The 24,044-nt window shown below is 63.4% G+C and carries 21 protein-coding genes and 1 pseudogene; 7 read left to right on the top strand and 15 right to left on the bottom strand.

What is annotated here, in order from left to right:
• The first annotated feature begins 16 nt into the window (after positions 1-16).
• Positions 17-2,449 (top strand): methyl-accepting chemotaxis protein, encoded by a 2,433-nt coding sequence (locus WNZ15_RS10325; protein WP_342892887.1) that lies wholly within the window; start codon positions 17-19, stop codon positions 2,447-2,449.
• 50 nt (positions 2,450-2,499) lie between these two features.
• Here WNZ15_RS10325 and iolB read toward each other — a convergent pair whose 3' ends face one another.
• The 6 genes and pseudogenes from iolB to WNZ15_RS10295 all read right to left on the bottom strand — a co-directional run bounded on the left by iolB (position 2,500) and on the right by WNZ15_RS10295 (position 9,418).
• Positions 2,500-3,318 (bottom strand): 5-deoxy-glucuronate isomerase, encoded by an 819-nt coding sequence (iolB, locus tag WNZ15_RS10320; protein WP_342892886.1) that lies wholly within the window; start codon positions 3,316-3,318, stop codon positions 2,500-2,502.
• Positions 3,315-4,211, bottom strand: a complete 897-nt coding sequence (gene iolE, locus WNZ15_RS10315) for a myo-inosose-2 dehydratase (RefSeq protein ID WP_342892885.1) — start codon at positions 4,209-4,211, stop codon at positions 3,315-3,317. The genes iolB and iolE overlap by 4 nt, the downstream gene beginning before the upstream one ends.
• Before the next feature lie 203 nt (positions 4,212-4,414).
• Positions 4,415-6,256, bottom strand: a complete 1,842-nt coding sequence (gene iolD, locus WNZ15_RS10310) for a 3D-(3,5/4)-trihydroxycyclohexane-1,2-dione acylhydrolase (decyclizing) (RefSeq protein WP_342892884.1) — start codon at positions 6,254-6,256, stop codon at positions 4,415-4,417.
• Entirely contained in the window at positions 6,253-8,199 is a 1,947-nt protein-coding gene (iolC, locus tag WNZ15_RS10305) for a 5-dehydro-2-deoxygluconokinase (protein ID WP_342892883.1), read from the bottom strand. The genes iolD and iolC overlap by 4 nt, the downstream gene beginning before the upstream one ends.
• A gap of 159 nt (positions 8,200-8,358) precedes the next feature.
• A pseudogene (locus tag WNZ15_RS10300) lies at positions 8,359-8,457 on the bottom strand (sugar ABC transporter ATP-binding protein); the annotation flags it as partial.
• A gap of 118 nt (positions 8,458-8,575) precedes the next feature.
• Entirely contained in the window at positions 8,576-9,418 is an 843-nt protein-coding gene (locus WNZ15_RS10295) for a MurR/RpiR family transcriptional regulator (RefSeq protein ID WP_342892882.1), read from the bottom strand.
• 115 nt (positions 9,419-9,533) lie between these two features.
• Here WNZ15_RS10295 and iolG point away from each other — a divergent pair, with 115 nt between their 5' ends.
• From iolG to WNZ15_RS10265, 6 genes are all read left to right on the top strand, one after another.
• Positions 9,534-10,532, top strand: a complete 999-nt coding sequence (gene iolG, locus WNZ15_RS10290; protein ID WP_342892881.1) for an inositol 2-dehydrogenase — start codon at positions 9,534-9,536, stop codon at positions 10,530-10,532.
• 58 nt (positions 10,533-10,590) lie between these two features.
• Positions 10,591-10,893, top strand: coding sequence for a Gfo/Idh/MocA family oxidoreductase (locus WNZ15_RS10285; RefSeq protein ID WP_342892880.1), 303 nt, complete (start codon positions 10,591-10,593; stop codon positions 10,891-10,893).
• A 41-nt stretch (positions 10,894-10,934) separates the two neighbouring features.
• Positions 10,935-11,102, top strand: coding sequence for a hypothetical protein (locus tag WNZ15_RS10280; protein ID WP_342892879.1), 168 nt, complete (start codon positions 10,935-10,937; stop codon positions 11,100-11,102).
• A gap of 141 nt (positions 11,103-11,243) precedes the next feature.
• Entirely contained in the window at positions 11,244-11,861 is a 618-nt protein-coding gene (locus tag WNZ15_RS10275; protein WP_342892878.1) for an NAD(P)H-dependent oxidoreductase, read from the top strand.
• The gene (locus WNZ15_RS10270) at positions 11,861-13,750 is read left to right on the top strand and encodes a monovalent cation:proton antiporter-2 (CPA2) family protein (protein WP_342892877.1); all 1,890 of its coding nucleotides are present in this window, start codon (positions 11,861-11,863) and stop codon (positions 13,748-13,750) included. Before WNZ15_RS10275 ends, WNZ15_RS10270 begins: the two co-directional genes overlap by 1 nt.
• 16 nt (positions 13,751-13,766) lie before the next feature.
• A complete protein-coding gene (locus tag WNZ15_RS10265) occupies positions 13,767-14,438 on the top strand; it encodes a DsbA family oxidoreductase (RefSeq protein WP_342892876.1) in 672 nt (223 codons plus the stop codon).
• Positions 14,439-14,582: 144 nt separating this feature from the next.
• Here the strand turns inward: WNZ15_RS10265 and WNZ15_RS10260 are convergent, their stop codons facing one another.
• From WNZ15_RS10260 to WNZ15_RS10220, 9 genes are all read right to left on the bottom strand, one after another.
• Positions 14,583-16,484: a beta-galactosidase gene (locus WNZ15_RS10260; protein ID WP_342892875.1), complete on the bottom strand. Its 1,902-nt coding sequence runs from the start codon at positions 16,482-16,484 to the stop codon at positions 14,583-14,585.
• A 144-nt stretch (positions 16,485-16,628) separates the two neighbouring features.
• Entirely contained in the window at positions 16,629-17,468 is an 840-nt protein-coding gene (locus tag WNZ15_RS10255) for an SMP-30/gluconolactonase/LRE family protein (RefSeq protein ID WP_342892874.1), read from the bottom strand.
• Between the two features lie 5 nt (positions 17,469-17,473).
• Complete coding sequence (locus WNZ15_RS10250) at positions 17,474-18,088, bottom strand: 2-dehydro-3-deoxy-6-phosphogalactonate aldolase (RefSeq protein ID WP_342892873.1); 615 nt, start codon at positions 18,086-18,088, stop codon at positions 17,474-17,476.
• Entirely contained in the window at positions 18,085-19,005 is a 921-nt protein-coding gene (locus WNZ15_RS10245; RefSeq protein WP_342892872.1) for a 2-dehydro-3-deoxygalactonokinase, read from the bottom strand. Before WNZ15_RS10245 ends, WNZ15_RS10250 begins: the two co-directional genes overlap by 4 nt.
• Positions 19,002-19,766, bottom strand: coding sequence for an SDR family oxidoreductase (locus WNZ15_RS10240; protein ID WP_342892871.1), 765 nt, complete (start codon positions 19,764-19,766; stop codon positions 19,002-19,004). Before WNZ15_RS10240 ends, WNZ15_RS10245 begins: the two co-directional genes overlap by 4 nt.
• Positions 19,767-19,829: 63 nt before the next feature.
• Complete coding sequence (locus WNZ15_RS10235; RefSeq protein ID WP_342892870.1) at positions 19,830-21,905, bottom strand: alpha-galactosidase; 2,076 nt, start codon at positions 21,903-21,905, stop codon at positions 19,830-19,832.
• Positions 21,902-22,750 (bottom strand): carbohydrate ABC transporter permease, encoded by an 849-nt coding sequence (locus tag WNZ15_RS10230; protein ID WP_342892869.1) that lies wholly within the window; start codon positions 22,748-22,750, stop codon positions 21,902-21,904. The genes WNZ15_RS10235 and WNZ15_RS10230 overlap by 4 nt, the downstream gene beginning before the upstream one ends.
• A gap of 1 nt (position 22,751) precedes the next feature.
• Positions 22,752-23,105, bottom strand: coding sequence for an MmcQ/YjbR family DNA-binding protein (locus WNZ15_RS10225; protein ID WP_342892868.1), 354 nt, complete (start codon positions 23,103-23,105; stop codon positions 22,752-22,754).
• Positions 23,102-24,043: a sugar ABC transporter permease gene (locus WNZ15_RS10220; RefSeq protein ID WP_342892867.1), complete on the bottom strand. Its 942-nt coding sequence runs from the start codon at positions 24,041-24,043 to the stop codon at positions 23,102-23,104. The genes WNZ15_RS10225 and WNZ15_RS10220 overlap by 4 nt, the downstream gene beginning before the upstream one ends.
• Between the last annotated feature and the right edge of the window lies 1 nt (position 24,044).

The raw sequence follows: 24,044 nt of genomic DNA, 5'->3' as shown, positions 1-24,044 counted from the left end.
TGAAAGACGGAATCAGATGTTCTCAAAAATGCGCCTGTCAAAGAAAATACCTACTCTTGTGATCGGCGCTGCCGCCGTCGTGGGAGTGGGGATCGGTTTTTCCAGCTACCTGACAACCGTGGATGGTGTCGAGCAGCTCACACGGGATCGTTTGAAGACCGCCGCGACGACCAGCGTCGAGGAGACACTTTTCTATCTGCACACGATTGAAAGCGAACTGATCCTGGCCGCGGAAAGCCCGGGCACAGTCGTGGCTGTCAAGGAATTCTCGGCTGCCTGGGACGCGATCGGTTCCTCCGGGGAGGAACCCGAGGCCGCGCTTCAGGCTGCCTATATCACCGACAACCCACATCCGATCGGTGAAAAGCACCTGCTTGACCGCAGCGAAACCGGTTCGGCATACGATGATGTTCATGCCCTATACCATCCCTGGTTCCGGAAAATGCAGCAGGACAGCGGTTACTACGATGTCTTTCTGTTCGATACGGAAGGCAACCTGATCTATTCGGTGTTCAAGGAACTGGACTACGCCACCAATTTCAGTGCGGGCGGCGGGAAATGGGCCAATACCGACCTGGGTGAAGTGTACCGGAAGGCAATGGCGATCACTTCTCATGACGATGTGGCCTTCGAGGATTTCGCCCCCTATGGCCCGAGTGCCGACGCCCCGGCGAGCTTCGTCGCCCATCCGATACGCATGAAAGACAAGACCTATGGTGTTCTGGCGTTCCAGATGCCCGTCGATGTGATCAACGAGATGATGAGCCATGTGCGCGGCCTGGGTGAAACAGGTGAGCTGGCACTGATCGGCGAAGACCGCCTGATGCGGAACAATTCCGGGAAGATCGCCGGCCAGACCGATATTCTGGTAACGAAACTCGAAAGCCCGGTGATCGACAAGGCTTTCGAAGATGGGTTGGCATTCGGGTACGACACTTTGAACGGGACCGAAAAACTGGATGTCGAGGCTGCCAAGTTTGACTATCACGGCAGCACGTTCGCCATCGTGGCCTCGCAGTCCTATGCGGAAGCATTCCAGGCGGTTGTCGACATCAGGAACCGCATGCTGATCACGGGCCTCGTGCTGCTTGGAATCGCTGCCGTCGTCGGCGTGTTCGTTGCCAGAACCATCACGGTTCCGATCAACGGACTTGTCGACTCCATGAAGCGCCTTGCCACGGGCGATACCAATGTCGATGTCGACGGCGGAGCGCGCGGGGATGAAATCGGCGATATGTTCCAGACCGTCGCCGTGTTCAAGGAAAACGCCATTCAGCGCAACCAACTGGAGGAAGGCGCCCGGATAGAGCGGGACAAGGAGCGTCAGCGGCAGGGCTACATGGAAACCCTGATCGCGGATTTCAAGATGACCATGTCCGAACGGCTTTCGACGGTGTCCGATCAGATGAACCTGATGCGCGGGGCCGCGACAACGCTGGAAGAAATCGCTGGCAACGCCAGCATCGAAGCGGGGCAGGCCGGCAGTGCGGCCGTCAGCGCATCGGAGAATGTCGCCGCTGTTGCTGCCGCAACAGAGGAAATGACGGCCACCGTTCAGGAAATCGCAAACCAGACCGAATCCACAGCGAAGATCGTCGCGGAGGCCGTTCAGGCGGCGGAAACCACCAATCAGGACGTGAAGACCCTGTCCGATGCCGCCGAACATATCGGCAGTGTCGTCAATCTGATCCGCGATATCGCGGAACAGACCAACCTTCTCGCTCTGAACGCCACCATCGAGGCGGCGCGGGCCGGCGATGCCGGCAAGGGGTTTGCTGTCGTGGCCTCGGAAGTCAAGCAGCTCGCCGAGCAGACATCCAAGGCGACCGACGAGATTTCCGGCCGGATTTCCGGAATTCAGACTTCGGTGAAGGATGCGGCCGGATCGATCGACCATATCGCGCACAAGGTTTCGGAGATCAAGGAACTGACAAGCTCCGTCGCCGGCGCGATCGAGGAGCAGCGCTCCGCGAACCAGGAGATCGCCCGGTCCGCGAAATCGGCTAGCGACAGCACGGGGAATGCCGCGACGAGCATCTCCACGGTTGCCGGCGCGGTGCAGCAGACTTCAGCGGAAGTCGGATCGGTGAACAGCGCGTCCGACCTGGTCTCTGCAGCCAGCGCGACCCTTACGGAGGAAGTGGAGAAGTTCCTGCAAGGCGTTACTCATGACGTGGAAGACAGGCGGAGTGCGCAGCGCAAAATCATTTCCGAAGATGTCACCATCCTGACGCCGGACGGCAGACCGCACAAGGCCATGCTGGTGGATGTGAGCACGACGGGTGCGCAGATCCAGAACATGTCGGGCCTGGCCACTGGAGACCAGCTGACGATCAGGCTGTACGACGGCACCAATCTGCCCGGCATCGTGGTGCGCCAGACAGACCAGGGCTGCGGTATCAAGTTCACCGAGAATCTGGCGGAAAACCACATTCTGATCGCTGCCTGACCGGCAGCAAGACAAAGACAGGAAAAAGGCGCTTCGGGCGCCTTTTTTCGTCAGGAATCGCGCTGGGCGATCCAGTCGTGGTCCGGGTGGTTCTGGAAGCGCCACTTGCGCAACGGACCGGCCATGACGTTCAGGTAGTACATGTCATAGCCGTAGGGCACGCCGCAGGGGTGGTGCCCCTTGGGCACGAGCACCACGTCGTGGCTGCTGAAGGAAACGGTTTCATCCAGCGTGCCATCCTCGGTGAACACCCGCTGATGGCCATAGCCCTGATCCGGGTCGAGACGGTGATAATAAGTCTCTTCCAGGTAGGTCATCTGCGGATAGTTGTCCTCGTCGTGCCGGTGCGGCGGGTAGGACGACCAGTTGCCCGATGGCGTGAACACTTCGGTGACCAGCAGGCTGTCGGCGACATCCGTTTCTTCCATGGCGATCGGATAGATGTAGCGGGTGTTGGCGCCCTTGCCGCGTGTCACCTGCTCGGGAACCGGCAGGACGCGGGCCTTGTGGCCGCCGGTGCCCGGGGCGGTGCAGACGCCGATGGTGCAGTCGGTGGTCGCCGTTGCCGACCAGCGGGTGGCGTTGGGTACATAGACGCTGTGCGGCGGCAGTTTTTCAAACACGGTCATGCGTTGGCCCTGCTCGCCGAAATCCTCGCCGGCGGCCGAGATCTTCGCCTTGCCCTCGATCATCACCAGAATGACCTCGAGATCGCCCGTGTCCTCACCAACGGTTTCACCCGCCTTCAGCCGATACAGTCCGAAGCCGACATAGCCCCAGCCGGGCGACTTCGGCCCCTTCGCACTGTCGATGGTGATATCGTGAACCTTGCCGCTGGTTCCGGCCGGTTTGCGGAGAAGGTCGCTCATGTCAAAGTCACCTTTCTTGCGATCTCTTTCAGGGTTTTCAATCCCAGACTCTGGTACTGGAAAGGATTGCGGATTTCCGGGTCCTGTTCGGCTTCGATGACGATCCAGCCCTGATAGCCCGTTTCCCTGAGGATCTCCAGCAAGGGCCCGAAATCAACACCGCCTTCTTCGTCCCCCGGCACCGTGAAGACGCCGGCCCGCACGCCGTCCATGAACGACTTTCCGGTGTCCCGGATTTCCTTCATGACCGCCGGGCGCACGTTCTTTGCGTGGAAGTGGCGAACACGGCCGGCATGTCTTTGAAGAACCGGAACCGGGTCGCCGCCCCTGGCGCCGAAATAGCAGTGCCCCGCATCGAACAGCAGACTGGTCGCCGGTCCGGTCGCGGTCATGAAGGCATCAATTTCCCGGGGCGTTTCGACCACGGTGCCCATGTGGTGGTGATAGACCAGATCGATGCCCTGCGCCGCGCAGAAGGCGGCGATCTCCTCGACCTTCGCACCAAAGGCAGTCATCTCTTCGGCGGTAAGCACCGGGCTTGTGTTGATGTCGTCGGCCGACCCCTGAATGCTGTTGGAGGTTTCGCAGGCAATGCAGACCTTGCAGCCATTGTGCTTCAGCTTGTCCAGGTGCGGCTGGATCGCCAGCTTTTCCGCCTCCACGGAGTGTGCAAGCAGGTTCAGGGAATACCAGCCGGAAATGAACTTCAGACCATGGCTGCCGAGAAGCTGCTTCAGGTCTTCGGGATCGTTCGGCCAGCGGTGGCCGTTCTCGATGCCGTCGAAGCCGATTTCCGAAGCCTCCTTCAGGATCTGCTCCGTGGGGATATGCGCGCCGAGCGTCTGGTCGTCGTCATTGGCCCAGGCAATCGGGTTGGTGCCGTAAAGGATCATGGCTGGTATCCTGCAACGTATTTGGGAACGTCTGGTTTGATTGAATTCTGAACCCGGCCTCATCCCGCGGAAGCGCATTCGCGCTGTCCCGCAAGATGGGCCGGGCGTCAGGGACTACGCGGCCGGTCCATCGGGACGGCCTTTCGCGGAATGAGGCCCTGGGGGAAATCTCGCAAAACTAAAGTCCATTGAACCCGGCACGGTCAATCCACGAGGTTCTGGTGTTTCAGCGCCGCCTCGTACTTCTTGCGGGCCTTGTTGACGTCGGCGCGTTCGGAGACTTCCGGCACCGCCACATCCCACCAGCTGCCGCCTCCGGCTTCGCCCGGCCCGTGCATGGGGTCGGTGTCGATAACGATGACGGTGGGAATTGGCCGGTCGCGCGCCGCGCTGATCCGGGATTCAAGGTCGGCAATGTCCTTCGCCTTGACCGCATGGGCGCCCATGGACGCGGCATGGGCGACAAAGTCGATCTCGGGCTGGGCCTCGACGTTGCAGTCCTTGTAGAGATTGTTGAATTGCTCTCCGCCGGTGCCCATCTGCAGCCGGTTGATGCAGCCGAAGCCGCGATTGTCGGTCAGGACGACGGTGAACGGCACCTGGCGCATGACGGCGGTCGCGAGTTCGGAATTGGCCATCATGTAGGAGCCGTCGCCGACGAAGCAGACGACATCCCGGTCCGGCCGGGCGAGTTTCAGGCCGATGGCGCCGGCGATCTCGTAGCCCATGCAGGAAAAGCCGTATTCCATGTGATAACCGCCCTGGGGCGCCTGCCACAGCAGCTTCAGGGCACCCGGCATCGTGCCCGCCGCGCACATGGCAATGGTGTTGTCCGACGCGGTCCGCTGGACCGCGCCGATGACCTCGGCATCGAGCGGCAGATAACCTTCGGGAACATCGGTCCGCGCGCTGCAATGGGCATCGACCTTTGCCAGCCAGTCGCTCCGCAGCTTTGCATCGAAGGCCGGGGCCTTGTGGTCGCCAAGGGCCGCGGAGATCTTTTCCAGGGAGGCCTTCGCGTCGCCGACAAGTCCGAAGGCGCCGTGTTTGCCGGCGTCGTAGCTCTGAACGTTGATCGACACCAGCTTGCGGCCGGGGTGACTGAAGAGCGACCAGGATCCGGTGGTGAAATCCTGGAAGCGCGTGCCGACGCCGATCACCAGATCCGCCGCCCCGGCAAGTGTGTTGGCGCTTTCGGCGCCGTCGACGCCGGCTGCCCCGAAATTCATCGGATGGGACTGGGCGAGCGCCGATTTGCCCGCCTGGGTCTCGATCACCGGAACGCCGTGGCGGACAGCGAAATCGGCCAGGGTCTGTTCCGCCTGCGAATAGATCACCCCGCCGCCGCACACGATCACGGGCGACTGCGCCGCCCTGATCAGAGCCGTGATATCGGCGACTTCCCGGGTGTCGGGTTCCGGACGGCGGATGCGCCAGACCTTCGGTTCGAAGAAGCTTTCCGGATAATCGAAAGCTTCCGCCTGGGTGTCCTGGCAGAAAGACAGCGTGACGGGGCCGCAATCGGCCGGGTCGGTCATCACCTGGAAGGCCCGGGGAAGGGCGGTCAGAAGGTGTTCCGGGCGGCTGATGCGGTCAAAATAGCGGCTCACCGGGCGAAAGCAGTCGTTGACCGTGACGGTGCCGTCGCCGAAATCCTCGACCTGTTGAAGCACGGGATCCGGCGCACGGCCCGCAAAGGCATCGCCGGGAATGAGCAGCACCGGCAGGCGGTTGACATGGGCGAGCGCGGCAGCAGTGACCATGTTGGTCGCGCCGGGGCCGATGGAAGAGGTTACCGCCATGGCGCGGGTCCGTTTCTTCGCCTTGGCGTAGGCGATGGCCGTATGCGCCATCGTCTGTTCGTTCTGGCCGCGCCACGTCGGCAGGGCGTTGCCGGCCCGTTCCAGCGCTTCGCCGAGACCGGCGACATTGCCGTGGCCGAAAATGGCCCAGACGCCGTCAATGAAGCGGTCGCCGTCTTCTGTCATCTGCGCGGCCAGATAGCGGACCATGGCCTGGGCGGCCGTGAGGCGGGTCGTGCTCATTGCTGCTGTCCTTGAGCTGAGTTGAGACGCGTTTGTGCGCGGGCATCGTCCCAGATACGGCACAGCCGTTCGAAGCGGCGGGTCATGTCTGCAACGGCGTCTTCGTTCGAGATGCGCCCGGCAAGCCAGTTGCGGGCGGCATCGGCGAAGATCGTGCGGCCAACGGCAAACCCCTTGACCAGGCTGAAATGTGCGGCTTGCGCAAAACTCTCGGCGAGCTGGTCTTCCGGAGCATCCAGCCCGAGCACGACGATGCCGCGTGTGTGCGGATCGTTTGAGGTGATGGCTTCACAGGCGTTTGCCCAGGCTGCTCTCGTGGTCAACGGCTCCAGCTTCCACCAGTCCGGATAGACGCCGATATCATACATGCGCCTGATGATTTGTGCGGTCGTGTCGTCGTCGACCGCGCCGACCTTGGAGGGGATGATCTCCAGCAGCATTTCCAGCCGGTTGCGGCGGCAGACGGCAAACAGACGCTTGAGAACGTCTTCCTGCTCCGCCTTCATCGCAGCGGTGTCATCGGGGTGGTAGAAGCACAGCACCTTGACGACATGCTCCGCGGGCCATTCGGCCAGGCCGCCGAAATCCGGTCCGATCTCGGGCTCCAGGGTGAGCGGCCGGGAGGCGGGCCACTCAACCGGATGTCCGATCCAGAGGCCGGTTCCGGCGGCCTGATAAAGGGCCTCGCGGCCAAGACGGCTGTCGCACAGAATGCCGTAACCGGGCTGCCCCCCCGAAACGCTCAGGGCCGCGTCGAGACACAGGTTCTTGAACGCGCCGACCCGCTCATGAGGGACGCCGGCTTCGTCGGCTATCTGCTCGAGCTGGATGCGATGATCGAACGCGAACACCCGCATCGTCGACCAGTCACCGCCATGGGTCCGGTGCCGGTTTGTGGACCAGTGGATCTGTTCCAGCTCCGGATCCTTGCGGAGCGCCCCGTTCCGGACGCCACGCTTCAGGAAGAACTGCAGCTCCTCCCAGCTCGGATAGGCCGGCGTGCAGCCGTGGCGCGACACGGCGAATGCGCCGCAGGCATTGGCGTAGGTCAGGGCGGTCACCCAGTCTTCGCCGGTGATCCAGCCTTTCAGGAGGCCGGACATGAAACCGTCGCCGGCGCCAAGCACGTTGAACACCTCTATCGGAAAGCCGGGGCCCGAGACGCCCGCGTCGAGACTGTCCGGGATGCCGGCCTCGAAGGCGACGGCGCCCATCGGGCCGCGTTTGCAGACCAGCGTTGCATCCGAAACAGCGCGCACGTTCCGGAGCGCCTGAAGGGTATCTGTGGTGCCGCCGGCGATATGGAATTCTTCTTCCGTGCCGACGATGAGGTCGAACAGATGCAGGCTCGCCTGCAGCTTCGCGGTGACCTTGTCGGAGGCGATGAACCGGTTCTCGCCGTCGCCATGGCCAGACAGGCCCCACAGATTGGGCCGGTAATCGATGTCGAGCGCGGTTTTCGACCCGTTTTGACGGGCGATACCGAGCGCCTTGAGAACGGCGGCTTCGGTCTGCGGATGGCTCAGATGCGTGCCGGTGGCAACCACGGCTTTCGCCGAGGCGATGAAGGCCGGGTCGATGTCGTCTTCGCTCAGCGCCATGTCGGCGCAGTTTTCCCGGTAGAAGATCAGCGGGAACTGCTCCTGATCGCGAATGCCGAGCAGCACAAGCGCCGTCAGCCTGTCCGGGTCGGTGACCACCCCCCGGGTGTCGACCCCGTGCCGCTCCAGTTCCTCCCGGATGAAGCGGCCCATGTGTTCGTTGCCGACACGGGTGATCAGGCCGGATTTCAGGCCGAGCCGGGCAGTTCCGGTGGCCATGTTGGTGGGCGAGCCGCCGATGTACTTGTTGAAGGATGCCATGTCCTCCAGGCGGCCGCCCACCTGGGCGCCGTAAAGATCGACCGAAGACCGGCCGATGGTGATGACATCGAGTTTCTTCATGTACACATTCCGTCCGTATTAGGGCGTATCGCGTTCAAGCGGTTTCATGGTTTCAGGAAGTCGCCCGGGGCAGCATTTGCAGCGCAAATGCGTAACAGGTGGTTGCCTGAATTCAAGCGAGCGCAACACGGCCCAGCGAGCCACAGTCCAGACAGCCGGTCAGACGGTGCCGCCCAGGGAGCCTTCCAGTGCGGCCAGATCCTGGCCACCGGCCATCATGTCCTGCAGTTCTTCGGCCTTGATATCGCCACGGGCCGCGGGCGCATTCTTGCTGCCCGCTCACTCGCAAGTCGTCGGTGGCTTTGAGCGCTCGTAGCAATTTTTTGGAATTTAAATTCCATTTATATTTTTGTGCAACAGATTTTTTTCAAAGTCGTCAAATTCGATTGCGCTGCGCGCCGACGGACACGGCCAGGGCAATGGCGAGCGACAGGCTTGCGGACAGGGCCCGGAAGGCACCGACATCCAGTTCGGAGACCAGAAGCTGGATCGCTTTCAGCCGGGCCAGTGGACTGGTCACCACATCGGTAATGGCGACGATGTCCGCCCCGTTGGTGCGCGCCTGGGTGGCCATGGCGATGGTTCTCTGCGAGTAGGGCGCGAAGGTCACCGCGATCACCGCATCGTTCGGGCGTATCAGATGTTCCATGTTGATGTTGGCGAGCCCGGAATGAAGAACTGCGGGAATATCCATCTTTTCAAAGGCATAGGCGAGATATGAGGTGACCGGAAAAGCGCGGCGGAAGCCGATCATGTGAATGGTCTCGGCCCGGGCGAGCACATCGACCGCCTGTTGCAGCGCGGCCGGATCCACCGTTGTCAGCAGATTTTCCAGCGAGGACCGGCCGACCTCGACAAATTCGGCAAGCAACGCGGAGGGGGATTCCGTTCCGTGATCGCGAAGTTTCGCCAGACGGGTGGCGTAATCCGGCCATTTCTGGGAATAATCGGACCGGAACAGTTTCTGCATCTGGGAGTAGCCGGAGAAACCCATCTCCTGGCAAAACCGCATGACCGCCGAGGGCTGCACGTCCGCACCTTCGGCGAGCTCCGCCACGGTCGAAACGGGGATACGATCCGGGTTGGTCGCAATGAAGTCTGCGAACTGTTTCAGGCGCTTGGGCAGGGTTTCCGCCGTGCTGCCCAGGCGCTCGAAAAAGGCATCGATCGTCTCGGGCGGTGAGGCTGCGACTGCGGGGCCCTGATCTGTCTCCGTCATCCGTTTCTTCTTTTTCAGCTTGACACATTCCGTTTAAAGTGATTTTGGAATTTTTATTCTAATTTTGCAAGCCGCGATCCAGGGGATGCGTGGCTTCACCCTCCGGGAGGAAAACATGGCTATCAAGGTTGCGCTGCTGGGCGCCGGACGTATCGGCAAGGTACATGCCAGGGCGGTTTCCGCTTCGGAGGGGGCGACCCTTGTTGCGGTAGCGGACGCTTTTCCTGAGGCCGCCGAAAGTCTCGCCGCAGGCTATGGTGCCAGCGTCAGGTCGATCGACGAGATCGCGGTGTCCGAGGATGTCGACGCCGTGGTGATCTGCACACCGACAACGACCCATGCGGATCTGATCGAGCAGTGCGCGCGCGCCGGCAAGGCTGTGTTCTGCGAAAAGCCCATCGATCTGTCCCTGGACCGGGTGAAGAGCTGCCTGAAGACGATCGAGGATCTGGGGGCACTCCTGATGATCGGCTTCAACCGGCGGTTCGATCCGCATTTCAAGGCGGTGCGCGATGCCATCGACGCGGGCCGGATCGGCGATGTCGAGATGGTGCAGATCACGTCCCGCGACCCGGGCGCGCCGCCGCCTTCCTACATTGAGACGTCCGGCGGTATTTTCCGGGACATGACCATTCATGACTTCGACATGGCGCGGTTTCTGCTCGGCGAAGAAATCACGACCGTCTATGCCACGGGCTCCGTTCTGGTCGATCCGGAGATCGGCAAGCTCGGCGACTATGACAGCGCCATTGTTGTGCTGACCACGGGATCGGGCAAGCAGTGCTCCATTTCAAACTCGCGCCGCGCGACCTACGGCTATGACCAGCGTGTCGAAGTGCATGGTTCCACCGGTGCGGTTGCCGCTGAAAACCTGCGGCCGGTATCGATCGAACTGGCAACACAGGATGGCTATACGCGCCCGCCGCTGCACGACTTCTTCATGACCCGCTACCTGGATGCCTACGCAGCCGAGATCGCGGCCTTCATTGATGCTGTCGAAAACGGCAGGGTGCCTTCTCCGTCCGGAGAGGACGGCCTGAAGGCGCTGGCGCTTGCCGAGGCCGCTCTGAAGTCGGTCGCCGAGCGCCGCGCCGTCGGCATGGATGAAATCTGAGGGCGGATCCGTTGTCGTGGTCATTGCAGGTTCGGGACGACTTGGGAGGACCAGCCAGATGACACGACCCGGCCTTGGATTGATCGGCACCGGTTTCATCGGCAAGTGCCATGCCCTTGCCTATGGCTCGGTGAAAGCTGTCTTCGGCGACGTGCCGGCTCCGAGACTGGAAGTGCTGTGCGATGTGCCGGCCGGCAAGGCGGCGCTGTCCGCCGGCAAGCATGTGCATCTGGAAAAGCCGATGGTGCTGACACTGGACGATGCCCGCGACATGCTGAAAGAGGCTGAACAGACCGGGCGAAAACCATCGTCGGCTACAGTTACCTGCACAACCCGGCCATTGCCCACGCGCGCAAGCTGATTGCGGAGGGCGCCATCGGCCGGATCGCGCATTTCCGTGGCATGGTCGACGAGGACTATCAGGTCGACCCGGACCTGATCTGGACATGGCGGGCGACAAGGGCCGATGCCGACCTGGGCGCGCAGGGCGATCTCGGCTGTCATCTGGTGTCGCTGGCAACCGCCACGGCCGAAGCCGGTGAAACCGATCGGCGTGTCACCGTCTCCTGAAAGCCGGAGCCGGGATCGTCCACAAGACGCGGCCGGCAGGAGAGCCGGCTGCCTTCAATGGCTTTCAAGATGCCCTGTTGATCTCTATAAGCCCCGAGAGGAACATCCGGTTCGTGACCTGCACAGCCTACGGGGGATCCCTTGGCCGAAGTTCTTGTTCTCTTCACGCATCCACGGCCCGACCGGTCGGAAGTCAATCGGCCCCTGTATGAAATCGCGCGAAACGTGGAGGGGGTGACCGCGGTCGATCTCTACGGCGAGTACCCGGATTTCGATATCAATATCGACCGGGAGCAGGGGCGCCTGATGGCGCATGACGTGATCATCTTCCAGCATCCGCTTTACTGGTATTCCGCCCCTGCGCTCCTCAAGGAGTGGCAGGATCTCGTTCTGGAACACGGGTTTGCCTATGGCCTTCACGGGACGGCCCTGCAGGGAAAGGTCCTGCTGAACGCAGTCTCTACCGGGGCCAGGCCGGCGGACTATTCGCAGACCGGCGTGAACCGTGCCGAGCTGCGCAGCCTGCTGGCCCCGTTCGAGAAAACCGCGGATCTGTGCGGCATGCGCTATCTGGCGCCCTTCGCTCTCTTCGGCGCCGGCCGTGCGCTGGAGGAAGACCGGCTCCAGGAGCACCGCAAGGCCTATGACGACCTGCTCAAGGCGCTGGTCGCCGACCGGTTCGATCTGGACAAGGCCGCCGCCGCCGCCGTTCTGAACGATGTCCTGGACGCCTGTATCACCAGTGGGGAGACGCACTGATGGGGCTGCTCAACGAAGCCTTTGTCTATCTTTGCGCCGCGGTCATCGCGGTTCCCGTCGCCAATCGTCTCGGCCTCGGGTCGGTGCTCGGATATCTTATTGCAGGCGTGGTGATCGGGCCCGTCATCGGCCTTGTCGGTTCGGAGACGACCGAAGTCCAGCATTTCGCCGAGTTCGGTGTGGTCATGATGCTGTTTCTGGTCGGGCTTGAACTGCAGCCCGCGATGCTCTGGAAAATGCGGCAACAGTTGATCGGGCTCGGTGGCCTGCAAGTCACCGTCACCACCGCGGTGTTTGCCGGGATCGGCATCGCCTTCGGACTTGCCTGGCAGTCCGCGCTGGCACTCGGTATGATTCTGGCCCTGTCGTCGACGGCGATCGTGCTGCAGACGCTCAACGAAAAAGGTTGGCTCAAGACGCGGGGCGGGCAAAGTTCGTTTTCCGTCCTGCTGACCCAGGACATTGCGGTCATTCCCATGTTGGCGGTGCTTCCGCTGCTTGCAATCGGGGTCAGTCACGACGGCATTGACGGTTCGGGGAACAGTGAGAGCGCCGGTCATGGCGGCGAAGCCCTGGCAGCGTTGCCGGGTTGGGCCCAGGCGCTGGTGATCCTGGTAGTCATCGCGGCCATCGTCATTGCGGGGCGGCACCTGTTGCGCCCGGTCTTCCGCTTCATCGCGGAAGCGCGCCTGCGGGAGATCTTTACCGCGACGGCGCTGCTGCTGGTCATCGGTATCGCCCTGTTGATGGATTTCGTCGGACTGTCGCCGGCGCTGGGAACATTTCTTGCCGGCGTGGTCCTCTCGGACAGCGAATACCGTCATGAGCTGGAGGCCGACATCGAGCCTTTCAAGGGATTGCTGCTCGGCCTCTTCTTCCTGACGGTTGGCGCCGGGATCGATTTCGAGCTTCTGTTCGGCGCACCGCTCATGATCTTGGGGCTGGTCATCGGGTTGATGACGGTCAAGTTCGCGGTGCTGTTCGCGCTGGGGACGCTGTTCCGCCTGCAGGGCGCGGATCGTTGGCTGTTCGCGCTGGGCCTTGCCCAGGCCGGCGAATTCGCCTTCGTGCTGTTCGGCATCGCAAGCGGCGGTGGTGTCCTGGAGCAAGGCCTCCTGCAGACCATGACCCTGATCGTCGCGATTTCGATGCTGCTGACGCCTGCGCTGTTCATCTTCCATGAGAAGGTGGTGGCGCCGCGCGTCGTGGCACAGTCGGACCGCCAGCCTGACACGATCGACAGCCGGGGCCGGGTGGTGGTCGCGGGCATGGGACGGTTCGGCCAGATCGTCTCGCGCATGCTTTTGACCAGCGGCTATGAAGTGGTCATTCTGGACCACGAGCCCCAGACCATCGAAAATCTCAGCCGGATCGGTATCCGCACCTTCTTCGGCGATGCTACCCGGCCGAACCTTCTGCACGCCGCCGGGCTGGAAGAGGCGGATCTGTTCATCGCCGCGATCGATGACCGGGACAAGCAGACGCAGATGGTCGAGCACGTTGCCAGAACCTATCCCAACGTGAAGATCCTTGCCCGGGCCAGGGATCGCCACCATGTCTACGAACTGGAAAATGTCGGGGCGCATCATGCGGAACGGGAAATCTTCGAGGGGGCGCTGGCGCTCGGGCGGCGGGCCTTTGTCGAATTGGGGCACCATCCCTTCCACGCGCGCGTCAGGGCACGGGAGTTCCGCAATCACGATGTTGCGATGCTGGACGCGCTGCGCGAAAATTTCAATGACGGCGGTGTCGACAATTCCTATATCGACGCAATGCGGGCACACTCCGAAACGCTGAAGGAAATCATGCGGGTCGACCGCGGCAACAACCGGCACGAGGGCGCGGACCGGGGCTGGAACCCGCCGCCCAAAAGCGATGCGTCCCTGTGAAACGGAAAGGAAAACCATGACGGACATCACCGACCTCGACATGGACGAGGTGCTGCAAATCGACATCGTCTCCGATGTTGTCTGCCCTTGGTGCATCGTCGGGTTCAAGCAGCTTGAACAGGCGATCGCGGATACGGGCGTATCCGCCGCAATCAAGTGGCATCCGTTCGAACTCAATCCGGACATGCCGGAAGACGGCGAGAACCTGCGCGCGCATATCATGCGCAAATACGGCTCGACTGCGGAGCAGTCCCGGGAAGCGCGCGAGCGTCTGACCGGACTGGGGGCCGGGCTCGGGATCGATTTCAGGTTCACCGACGACATGCGCATGGTCAACACCTTCAAGGCGCATCAGTTGCTGCACTGGGCCGGGCCGGAGGGCCTGGAACACCCGCTGAAGATGGCGCTGTTCGAAGCCTATTTCAAAGACGGCAGGGATGTCAGCAACATAGAGGTTCTCGCCGACATCGCGGGGGCCGTCGGGCTGGACCGGCAGGAAGCCATTCAGGTTCTTCAGGACGCCCATTTTGCCGAGGCCGTGCGCGAGGAGCAGGGCTTCTGGACCGAGAACGGTATCCAGGGCGTTCCCGCCGTCGTCTTCGAGCGGCGCCACCTGATCACAGGTGCGCAGGGCGCCGAGAACTACGCGGCGATCATCCGGCAACTGGTCGACAACGAGGCCGCCTGAGGGGCGCTGCCCGCCCCAAGGCATCTCCTCCGTCCGTCTAGATGATGGGGCAGCCGGATCCGGACAAGCCGTGCGTCGTTCGAGACGCACCGCTCCAGCGTCGTCCCGAGGCCGGTTGGCCGGACGGCTTGGCTGGCAATCGGCTCACGTCTTTTCAAACAGAACCCCGGCTCCCTCGATCCGGCCGGCAGGCGTGTCCGCCGCTTCGGCGCCGTAGTTGGTCCAGATCCTGAGCCCGCCCGTGTCCCGGCAGCGCACACCGTCTTCAAGGTCCACGGTCGCGATGCCGGCGGTGCGGCAGAGGTCTGAATACACCCGCTTCAGGGCAATGGCGTCGGGCCATCCGCCGACATAGGTCAGGTGGCCGGAGCGCAGGGCTGCGGGCTGGCCGTCATCGAGCTCAAGCACGATGTCGGCGGCGCCCTCCAGCTCCTCGCGGTACCCCGTGAAGGCTCCGCCGCCCTTCAGCGGCATCGGCATGTCGGGACGCAGGCTTTCCACGCGCGAAACCGTCACTTCCAGCCCCGGCATGTCCGGCGGCAGCGGCACCGGGATCACCATGTCGGCGTTGCGCGCTGCCGTGCGCGGTCCCAGAACAACATGCGCATCTGCTTCGGCCAGCTCGTTTTTCAGGTCCTGGGGCATGTAGATGAGGCCTGGTGCGGCAATGATCTTGTAGCCGGAAAAGTCCCGCGTCTCACCGCGCAGGATGTCGACGGACAGGCCAAGCTTGCGCAGGGCCCTGTAGGTGTCGAAGACGAGCTGGAAGTAGCTCAGGTCCTTGCCGTGCGGCTGGGTGGCCCAGGCAAAATCGGCGTCATAGTCGAAGATCAGGGCGACGGGCGCCCGAGGCGCGGCAACGTCCGGCGCATCGCGCAGTTCGTCCGCGACCTGACGCGCCTCGATCAGTGCAGGTGCATCCGCATTGTCGGGACGCAACATGCCGGCATGCATCTGTTCCTGGGCAAAAGGCGCCTGCCGCCAGCGGAAGTAACAGACGGCCTCCGCGCCATGGGCATAGGCCTCCCAGGCCCACAGCCGCATCATGCCGGGAAGAGGCGCGGGATTGTACGGTGCCCAGTTCACCGGACCGGGCTGCTGTTCCATCACCCACCAGCGGCCTTTGCCGACGGCCCGGTAGAGATCGTGGTGGAAGGCCTGGAAATCCGGATCGCCCTGTCGCGTGAAGGCGCGCTTGTGGGCGTCGGTTGCGCCGACCCTGTCTTCCAGAAATCCGAGCGGATAGCTGTCCCAGGTGGCGATGTCGAGATCGTCGCCGACCCTGAAGTGATCGAAATCGGTGACCCGGCCCATGTAGTTGTGGCTGACCGGTGCATTCGAGTGTGCCCGGATGATGTCGACCTGCCGCCTGTTGAAGGCCGCCACCTGGTCGGAGGAAAAACGCCGGAAGGCCAGAGTGTGCGACGGGTTTGCTTCCGTCACGGTGAGGTTGGGCAGGTCGATCTGGTCAAAGGAGGCGTAGTCCATCGACCAGAAGACGTTGCCCCAGGCGCGGTTGAGCGCGTCGATGGTGCGGTACCGGTCGGCGAGCCACGTCCGGAAGGCCTTTCGGGCCGCCTGCGAATAGGACAGTGTCGTGTCGTGGCAGCCGTATTCATTGTCTGTCTGCCAGGCGGCCACATGCGGATTGTCGCCGTACCGCTCGGCAATCAGCGATGTGATGCGATCGCTCTCGCGCTGGTAGCCCTGGTGGGAAAAGCAGTAGTGCCGGCGGGATCCGAACTTGCGCGGCTGGCCGCTGGACTCCACCGCGATCATGTCCGGATGCCTGTCGATCATCCAGCGCGGCGGCGTGGCGGTCGGGGTGCAGAGCACGACCTTGAGGCCGGCCTGGCCGAGGGTTTCGATCGCCCGGTCCAGCCAGTCGAACTGCAGATCTTCCGGGGACGGTTCCAGCCGCGACCAGGCGAATTCGCCGATGCGGACCCAGGTCAGTCCCGTTTCCACCATGCGCCGGGCATCGGCCTCCCAGATTTCCTGCGGCCAGTGTTCCGGGTAATAGCAGGTGCCGAGTGTGCGTTTCATGAGTTCCGCTCGCTGGTTCACGGGCGGGCTTGTCCGGGCCGAAAGCTGCCGCCATGAATTCTGATGGTGTGCCCGCGCCGGCAGGGATGCAGGGGCCGGTCGGGTGTGGTTGGCCGTTCCTGTGTCAGGCCTCCCGGGCGCCGGTCACAGGACCACCCGGTGTTCGACTTGCCCGCGCACGGCTGCCTCGGTGAGCCAGGTCTTGCCGTCGACCGCACCCGACAGTCCCTCCGCGGCGGAGGTCGCGAACAGGGTTTTCAGATCGTCTCCGCCGAAGGCCGGGCAGGTGATCTGACTTGCCGGCAGTTTGATCTCTTCGACGAAGCGGCCGTCCGGGGCGTAGCGCGCGACGCGGCCGGCGCCCCACTGAGCATTCCAGAGGTACCCGTCGCTGTCGACCACGGCGCCGTCAGGATTGAGATCCCCGGCGGCGAGGTCAACGAAGGTCTCCGGCGCGCCGCTGGGCCAGCCGTCGTGGTCAAGGGCCACCTTTTGAATGACCTGCGTGGCCGTGTCGGCGAAATAGGCGGTCCGGCCATCGGGTGAAAAACAGATGGCATTGGAGATGGTCACGCCGTCAAAAAGCTTGCGCAGTTCCCACTTGTGAAAGCGGTAGATAGCGCCCGCGGCCTTTTCGGCGTTGATGCCCATGGTGCCGATCCAGAAGCCGCCTTTTGGGTCGGCGCGGCCGTCATTGGACCGCGTGACCGCATCGTCCGCCTCCAGATCGCAGACCTTGGAGGAGGCTTCCGTCTCCAGGTCGAACAGGAACAGCTTGCTCTGGCTGGCGATCAGGAGTTCGGACCGGCTCACCCAGCCGGCGGCAGAGACATATTCACCGAATTGCCAGGTGCGGGGCGTGCCGTTGTCCCGGCTGAGCAGACGGCGGTTCAGAATATCGAACCAGAAGAGCTGCCGGCGTTCGGGATGCCACAAAGGACCTTCCCCCAGCCGGCATGTGCGGTCGTCGAAAACAGTGCTCATGACCTTCACCTGCTGTTCGCAACCGCTGCATCGTAGGCGGCGACGATGTCCTGCGCCCGCCGGCTGACTTCGGCGACCGTGAAACCGGGTTTGTAGAGGGCGGTGCCGATTCCGAAACCGGTGACGCCGGCCCGGATCCAGTCCGCGAAATTGTCCGGACCGGCACCGCCGACCGCATAGGTCCCGGTGCCATTCGGCAGGACCGCGAGCATGGCTTTCAGGCCGGCCGGTCCGATCAGCGAGGCGGGAAAGAACTTGAGGCCGTCCGCGCCGGCGCGCAGGGCGGCGAAACTCTCGGTCGGGGTCATGACACCCGGAAAGGACGCCATGCCGGCGGACTTGGTGGCCCGGATGACCTCCGGGTTGCAGTCGGGGGAGACGATGAGCGTGCCGCCCGCTTTCTTGACATTTGCCACCTGCCCGGGTTCCAGAACGGTGCCCGCGCCAATTTGTGCCCGATCCGAGAAGGCCGAGGACATCGCCGCGATGCTCGTGAACGGGTCCGGCGAATTGAGCGGGACCTCGATGCGCGTGATGCCGGCGTCGATCAGGCATTCGGTGACGGGCAGCGCCTCGTCCGGGGTCAGGCCCCTCAGGATGGCAATCAGGTTGCGGCTCATGAAGATACCTTTGCATGGGAAGAATAGGCGAGCGCAAGCCCGCGCAGCGTCAATGCATCCGCGTCGAGCAGACGGGCCTGGCGGCCGAGACATGACAGGGCGGCGCGATAGGTTTCTGCGAGACCGTCATTGCCAAGGATCGCGACGGGCTGATCGGCCAGGTCCGCGCGGACAGCGGCAAGGTCGGCTCCGATGAGCAATCCGGACAGGCGTCCCCTGGCGGCGTCCGGGCTCAGCCCGGCAATGAGGCCCGCCGCCCGTATGCCGAAGAGATCCGACAGGAGCTGTTCAGGTTCCAGGGCACCTCTTTCGACCGCCTGCCGGAAGGCGTCCATGTCCATGTCCCGGTCCGAAAGACCATGGCTCAGAACGGACCGTTCGGACAGGAGCGCGAACAACTCACCGGTGATGCAGGTCCGAAACGAGATGAGGCGGCCCTTCTCCAGGACAGCCCATTTGGTATGGGTGCCCGGCAGGCACAGCAGGCCGCGGAAATCCGGCTCTTCAGCCAGGAAACCGGCTATCTGGGTTTCTTCGCCGCGCATGACATCCGCCGGGTCAAGCTGCTTGATGCCAGGCAGGATATGCACGTCGAGCCTTGCGTCGCCGGTCGCGACCCGGGTCGCGTTTTCGAGGGACGGCGGCGTGCAGGGGGCGGCCACATAGGGGGCCTCCGCCCAGCCCTGACGGGATCCGGCCATGCCGCAGACGATCACCGGGGTTGTGTTCCCCAGTGGCAGCAGATCGCCGATCAATTCCAGAAGCGCCGCCTCGAAGTCTTCCCGCTCAAGCGTTCCCATGCCTTTGGCCGAGTGCCGATGGGCGCGCGTGCCGCCCTGGCTGTCCAGGGCCCAGACCCGCAGATTGGTGGTGCCCCAGTCCGCCGCGATCCAGGCGGTTCCGCTGGCGTCGGTCATCCCGTCACCACGACACCGCCGTCGACCACGAGCGCCTGACCGGTCATGGCCCTGCTGGCTTTGGAGGCAAGGAACAGGACCGGGTCGACCATGTCCTCGGGCGCCAGCTCGCTCTTCAGGCACTGCCGGTCGATATGGGCGGCGAGCCCTTCCGGCGTGACCCACATGTCCTTTTGCTTCTGGGTCAGGACCCAGCCCGGCGCGAGCGCGTTGACGCGGATGTTGTCGGGGCCGAATTCGCGCGCAAGGCTGCGTGTCATGCCGTTGATGCCGGAATTGGCCGTGGTGTAGGCCGGATAACCGGCATTGCCCATCATGTAGGAGATCGACGAGAAGTTGATGATCGAACCGCCGCCGGCGGCGCGCATGCCGGCGATCACGTGCTGGCAGGCGAAGAAATAGGCCTTCAGGTTGATGGCCTGGGACCAGTCCCAGAAAGCCTCATCGACCTCCTCGGTCTTGTGGCGCTTGTCGTTGGCGGCATTGTTGACCAGAACCGCAACGGCTCCATGGGCCTCGGCCGCCGCGTCGATGGCTGCCTTGAGCGCGGTCATGTCGGTGATGTCGCAGGGCAGGAACAGCGGCCGCCTGCCGTGCTTTGCTTCCATGTCGTCGCAGAAGGCGGACGCGTCGGAGCGCTGAACGAAGGCGACTCTGGCCCCCTGGGCCAGAAAGCCGTCGGTGAGGGCGGCGCCGATGCCGGAACCGCCGCCGGTGATGAAGACCGACGTGTCTTTGAGATCCGGAAAATTCGCGTACATGGACGGTCCTCTTTCATGTGGCTGCGGCAACGCCGCGCCGTGGGGTGTGCGAGCGCGGTGCGCTCAGAGCTTCCGGCCTTCCAGCACCCAGACCGTTTCCGGGAACCGCCAGGGAAGGGTGAGACCGTGGGACATGAGATATTGCCCGCTGGCCTCGAGAGGGCCGTCTTTCAGGAGCGGCGCCCCGCGCGACAGGCGTGGCGCGTCATCCCGGTTTGCAAGTGCAATCCGGTAGGTTGCAGACAGATCCAGTCCCGTCAATCGCAGGGCACGGGGCAGGATCTGATCGGACGTCCGGGTCTGGGCGGCGAAGACCGTGAACCGGGTGCGGTCTTCGGCAAGCTGCTGCTCGGCGATGACCGCCGGATCCGGGCTGTCGAGGCGCAGGATGTCGGCGTGCATCATCCAGTCGCGGTTGTTCTTCCACCAGTCCGTCACCTTGCGCAGCGTCGCCGCTTCGTCGTCGCCCAATTCGCGCGGATCCATCTCGAAGCCCATGTGCCGCTGGGCGGCGGTCCAGGCGCGTAAGGCGATGTCCAGTGTGCGCCCGGAGGTGTGGCAATGGCGAGGCCCGACATGGGAGCCGGTGACGGAAGACGGCAGGAACAGGGCGGCGTCATGCTGGATGCGCTGGCGTTCCAGGGCGTCGTTGCTGTCGGACAGCCAGACCCGCTGGGTGCGCTCCAGAATGCCGAAGTCGATGCGCCCGCCACCGGACGAGCAGCTTTCGATCTCCACGTCCGGAAATGCTTCGCGGAGCCTGTCCAGTAGCGCGTAGAGCCCCTCGGTCTGGGCCGCCTCGACAACGGGCAGAACCCTATTGTGGTCCCACTTGATGTAGCCGATGGCGTTGTCCCACAGAACGGCGGCGATGTGGTCGAAGAGGTAGTCGCGCACATCCTCGCGTGCCATGTCGAGCACGAGTTGCTGGCGGCCGCGGATCTGGTCGGCCGGGCCGAGCACCCAGTCCGGATGCGCCCGGTAAAGATCGCTGTCCTCGTTGACCATTTCCGGCTCGAACCAGATACCGAATTCCAGGCCGAGCGACCTGACATGGTCGATCAGCGGGCTCAGCCCGTCGGGGTATTTGCGGGCATCGACGATCCAGTCGCCGAGCGAGGTGGTATCGTCGTCGCGGCGTCCGAACCAGCCGTCGTCCAGAACGAAACGTTCCGCGCCCAGGTCCGCCGCGCGGGTGACAATGGCCTTGAGGTCGTCGAGCTTGTGATCGAAATAGACCGCTTCCCAGCAATTGTAGTGCACCGGACGCGGCGACCTGGCACCCGTGACGATGCGCTCGCGCAGGTGCCGCTGGAAACGGACCGCCGCGCCGTTGAGACCCGAGCCCGACCAGGTGGCATAGAGCGGCGCGCTGGCAAAATGACGTCCCGCCGCAAGCGATCCGGACGCATGGCCGAACTGGACCTGGCGCCGGCCGTCGGCCAGTTCCTCGGCCACCGAGCGATGCCCGCCCGACCAGCCATAGTGAAAGGCGAAGGCCTCGCCCTGCGTGTTGGATGTTCGGCCGTTGCAGGCGATCAGTCCGGGGAAATGGGCATGGTCGGTGCGGCCGGTGCGGTTGTCGCGCAGCCGCGCTCCGGGGGCGAAAGCCAGCCGCCGTGTCAGGAACTCCGCGCACCAGCGGCCGGAAAATTCGATCATTTCATCGGTATGCGCCGGCACCGGCAGAACCGGGGCCGCCAGCCAGTCGACCTGGATGACATCGGCGCTCTCAAGGCGGGTCTGCAATTTGAGCAGGGAGGTGTCCGGCGTCAGCGTCAGGTCGAAGATCAGGGTCAGACCGAGATCCTTGTCGGTGAATGTCAGTGTCAGGTCATGGCCGGAGGTGGCCTCGCTCTCGAAGCGAAACACAGGGGCGAGGACACTGCCGTCCCGTGTCCTTGCACTCAGGCCGGTCTGTCCCGGAAAGGTGTTCGAGGCTTCCGGGCAGAGGCTGAGCGGGGCGTTCCGGTCGATCATACCGCCGGTCACGTCCGCGACGGAGGCTTCGGCGAGGATCTCGAGCGGCTCGCCCGCGGGCAGAGCGGCGCCCCAGTAGACAACTTCGGGCAGGCCGCCGCCGAAGCTGGCGAGGACCAGGCTCTGGTGAGCGTCGTTGAGGCACCAGGTCCTGATCACTTCACCGCCCCGAGTGTCAGGCCGGCGATGAAATGCTTCTGCATCAGGAAGAACATGGCGACCGGGGGCAGCGCGGCGACGAGGGAGCCGGCGCTCATCAGGTGATAGGCGGCGCGGTACTGGGCGTTGAAGGAGGTGATGCCGGCGGTCACCGGCTGGCTCTCGACGCCCTGGGTCAGCACCACGGCCCAGAAATAGTCGTTCCAGATGAAGGTGAAGATCAGCACGGACAGGGCGGCGATGGCCGGTTTCATCAGCGGCAGCACGACAAACCAGAAGATTCGCCATTCGGCGATGCCCTCGACCCGCGCCGCCTCGATCAGCTCGAAGGGCAGCGCACGGATGAAATTGCGCATGAACAGGGTGCAGAACCCGGTCTGGAAGGCGATGTGGAACAGCACCAGTCCGGTGATGGTGTTGTAGAGGCCCATCTGCAGGGTCAGATCACGGACCGGCACCATCAGGATCTGGAACGGCACGAAATTGCCGGCCACGAACATGAAGAAGATCCAGATATTGGCCCTGAACTTGTAGATGCCGAGGGCGAAGCCGGTCATGCAGGACAGGGCGACTGCGCCGATCACCGTCGGGATGGTGATCTTGAACGAGTTCAGCAGGTAGTACGGCATGTCCGAGCCGGCGAAGACCAGCGCGTAGTTGGCGAAGCCCTGGAAGGAGGACGGCCAGCCCCAGTAGTTGGCGTTGGCGAAATCGGAATCCGGCTTGATGGAGAAGATCGCAACCGCGATCAGCGGCAGCAGCCACAGGATCAGCGCCAGCGGCAGCAGGGTCTGGTAGCTGATCTGCCAGGCACGCGATGTGCGTTCGATGGGTGTCGGAAACATCTTAAGCCTCCTGTCTCGCTGTGAGGCTGGCCTGCAGCTTTTTTGTCAATGAGGATCGAATGAGGTCGTAGGACATTTCGAGACGATGGCGCATCTCGTCCTCCGGAGTGTCCCAGTCCAGCCTGACCCAGCTCTTGTGAAAATAAGGCGCGCGCCGGGCAATGCCTGCGTCGATCAGCATGGCCGCTGTCTCGACGTCGCGGCACTTCACGGAGACGCCATCGCCGAGGGAGCCGATGCAGGCGAACATCTTTCCGCCGATCTTCCAGGCGTCGTGTCCGCCTCCCCAGGGGTCGGAGAGCTCCGCACCGGGAAACCGGGCACATATGTCGTTAACGAGGTCCCGGCCTGTCATCGAGCGCGCTCTTCCTTGAACATCGACCACAGGAAGTAGGCGATGAAGGCCAGCATGATCAGGAACAGCACCACGGCGATGGCGGCGCCATAGCCCATGCGGAAGCCGTATTCGGAAAGCGCCACCTCGAACATGTAGAAACTGAGCACGCGGCTGGCGCCATAGGGGCCGCCGTTGGTCATGATGGAGATCAGGTCGAAGGAGCGCAGCGCACCGATGATGGTCACGACGAAGGCGATGAAGGTGGCGGGGCGAAGCTGAGGCACGATGATGTACCAGAGCATGCGCCAGCTCTTGGCGCCGTCGAGGCGTCCGGCCTCGATCTGCTCGGGATCGACGGCATTGAGACCGGTGAGATACAGGATCATGCAATAGGCGGTCTGCGGCCACAGGCCGGCGACGATGATGCCGACAGTGACCCAGTTCTCGTCGCCCAGGACGCTGATCGCCGGCAGGCCGACCGCACCGAGCAGAACGTTGAGGATGCCGAAGGTGGGGTCGTAGAACCAGGTGAACACGAGGCCGACAACCACCTGCGAAATCACGAAGGGGAAGAAGAACAGCGACTTGTACAGCCGGATTCCGGTCACCGTCTGATTCAGGAACAGGGCGATGAACAGTCCGGCGGGCACGGCAAGCAGGTAGAGCAGCAGCCAGATGACGTTGTTCTTGAGCGAAGTGTAGAACGCGTCGTCCCAGTAGAGTTCCTCGTAGTTGGTGAGACCGACATATTCGGCCGTGCCCAGTCCGTCCCATTGGTAGAGCGACAGGTTGAACGACTGGAAGATCGGAAAGATCACGTAGAACAGGAAGAACAGGATCCCGGGCGCCAGGAACAGCCAGGGGGTCAACTGCTGCTGATTGCGATGCCACCAGGAACTCTGCCGGGGTCTTTGCCCGAAATTCCGGGGGTCGTCGCTGACGGACGCTTGGGCCATT

The sequence above is a fragment of the Roseibium sp. AS2 genome (genome assembly GCF_038900065.1).
Classification (GTDB): domain Bacteria; phylum Pseudomonadota; class Alphaproteobacteria; order Rhizobiales; family Stappiaceae; genus Roseibium.
This window is presented reverse-complemented; position numbering and strand designations above follow the sequence as displayed.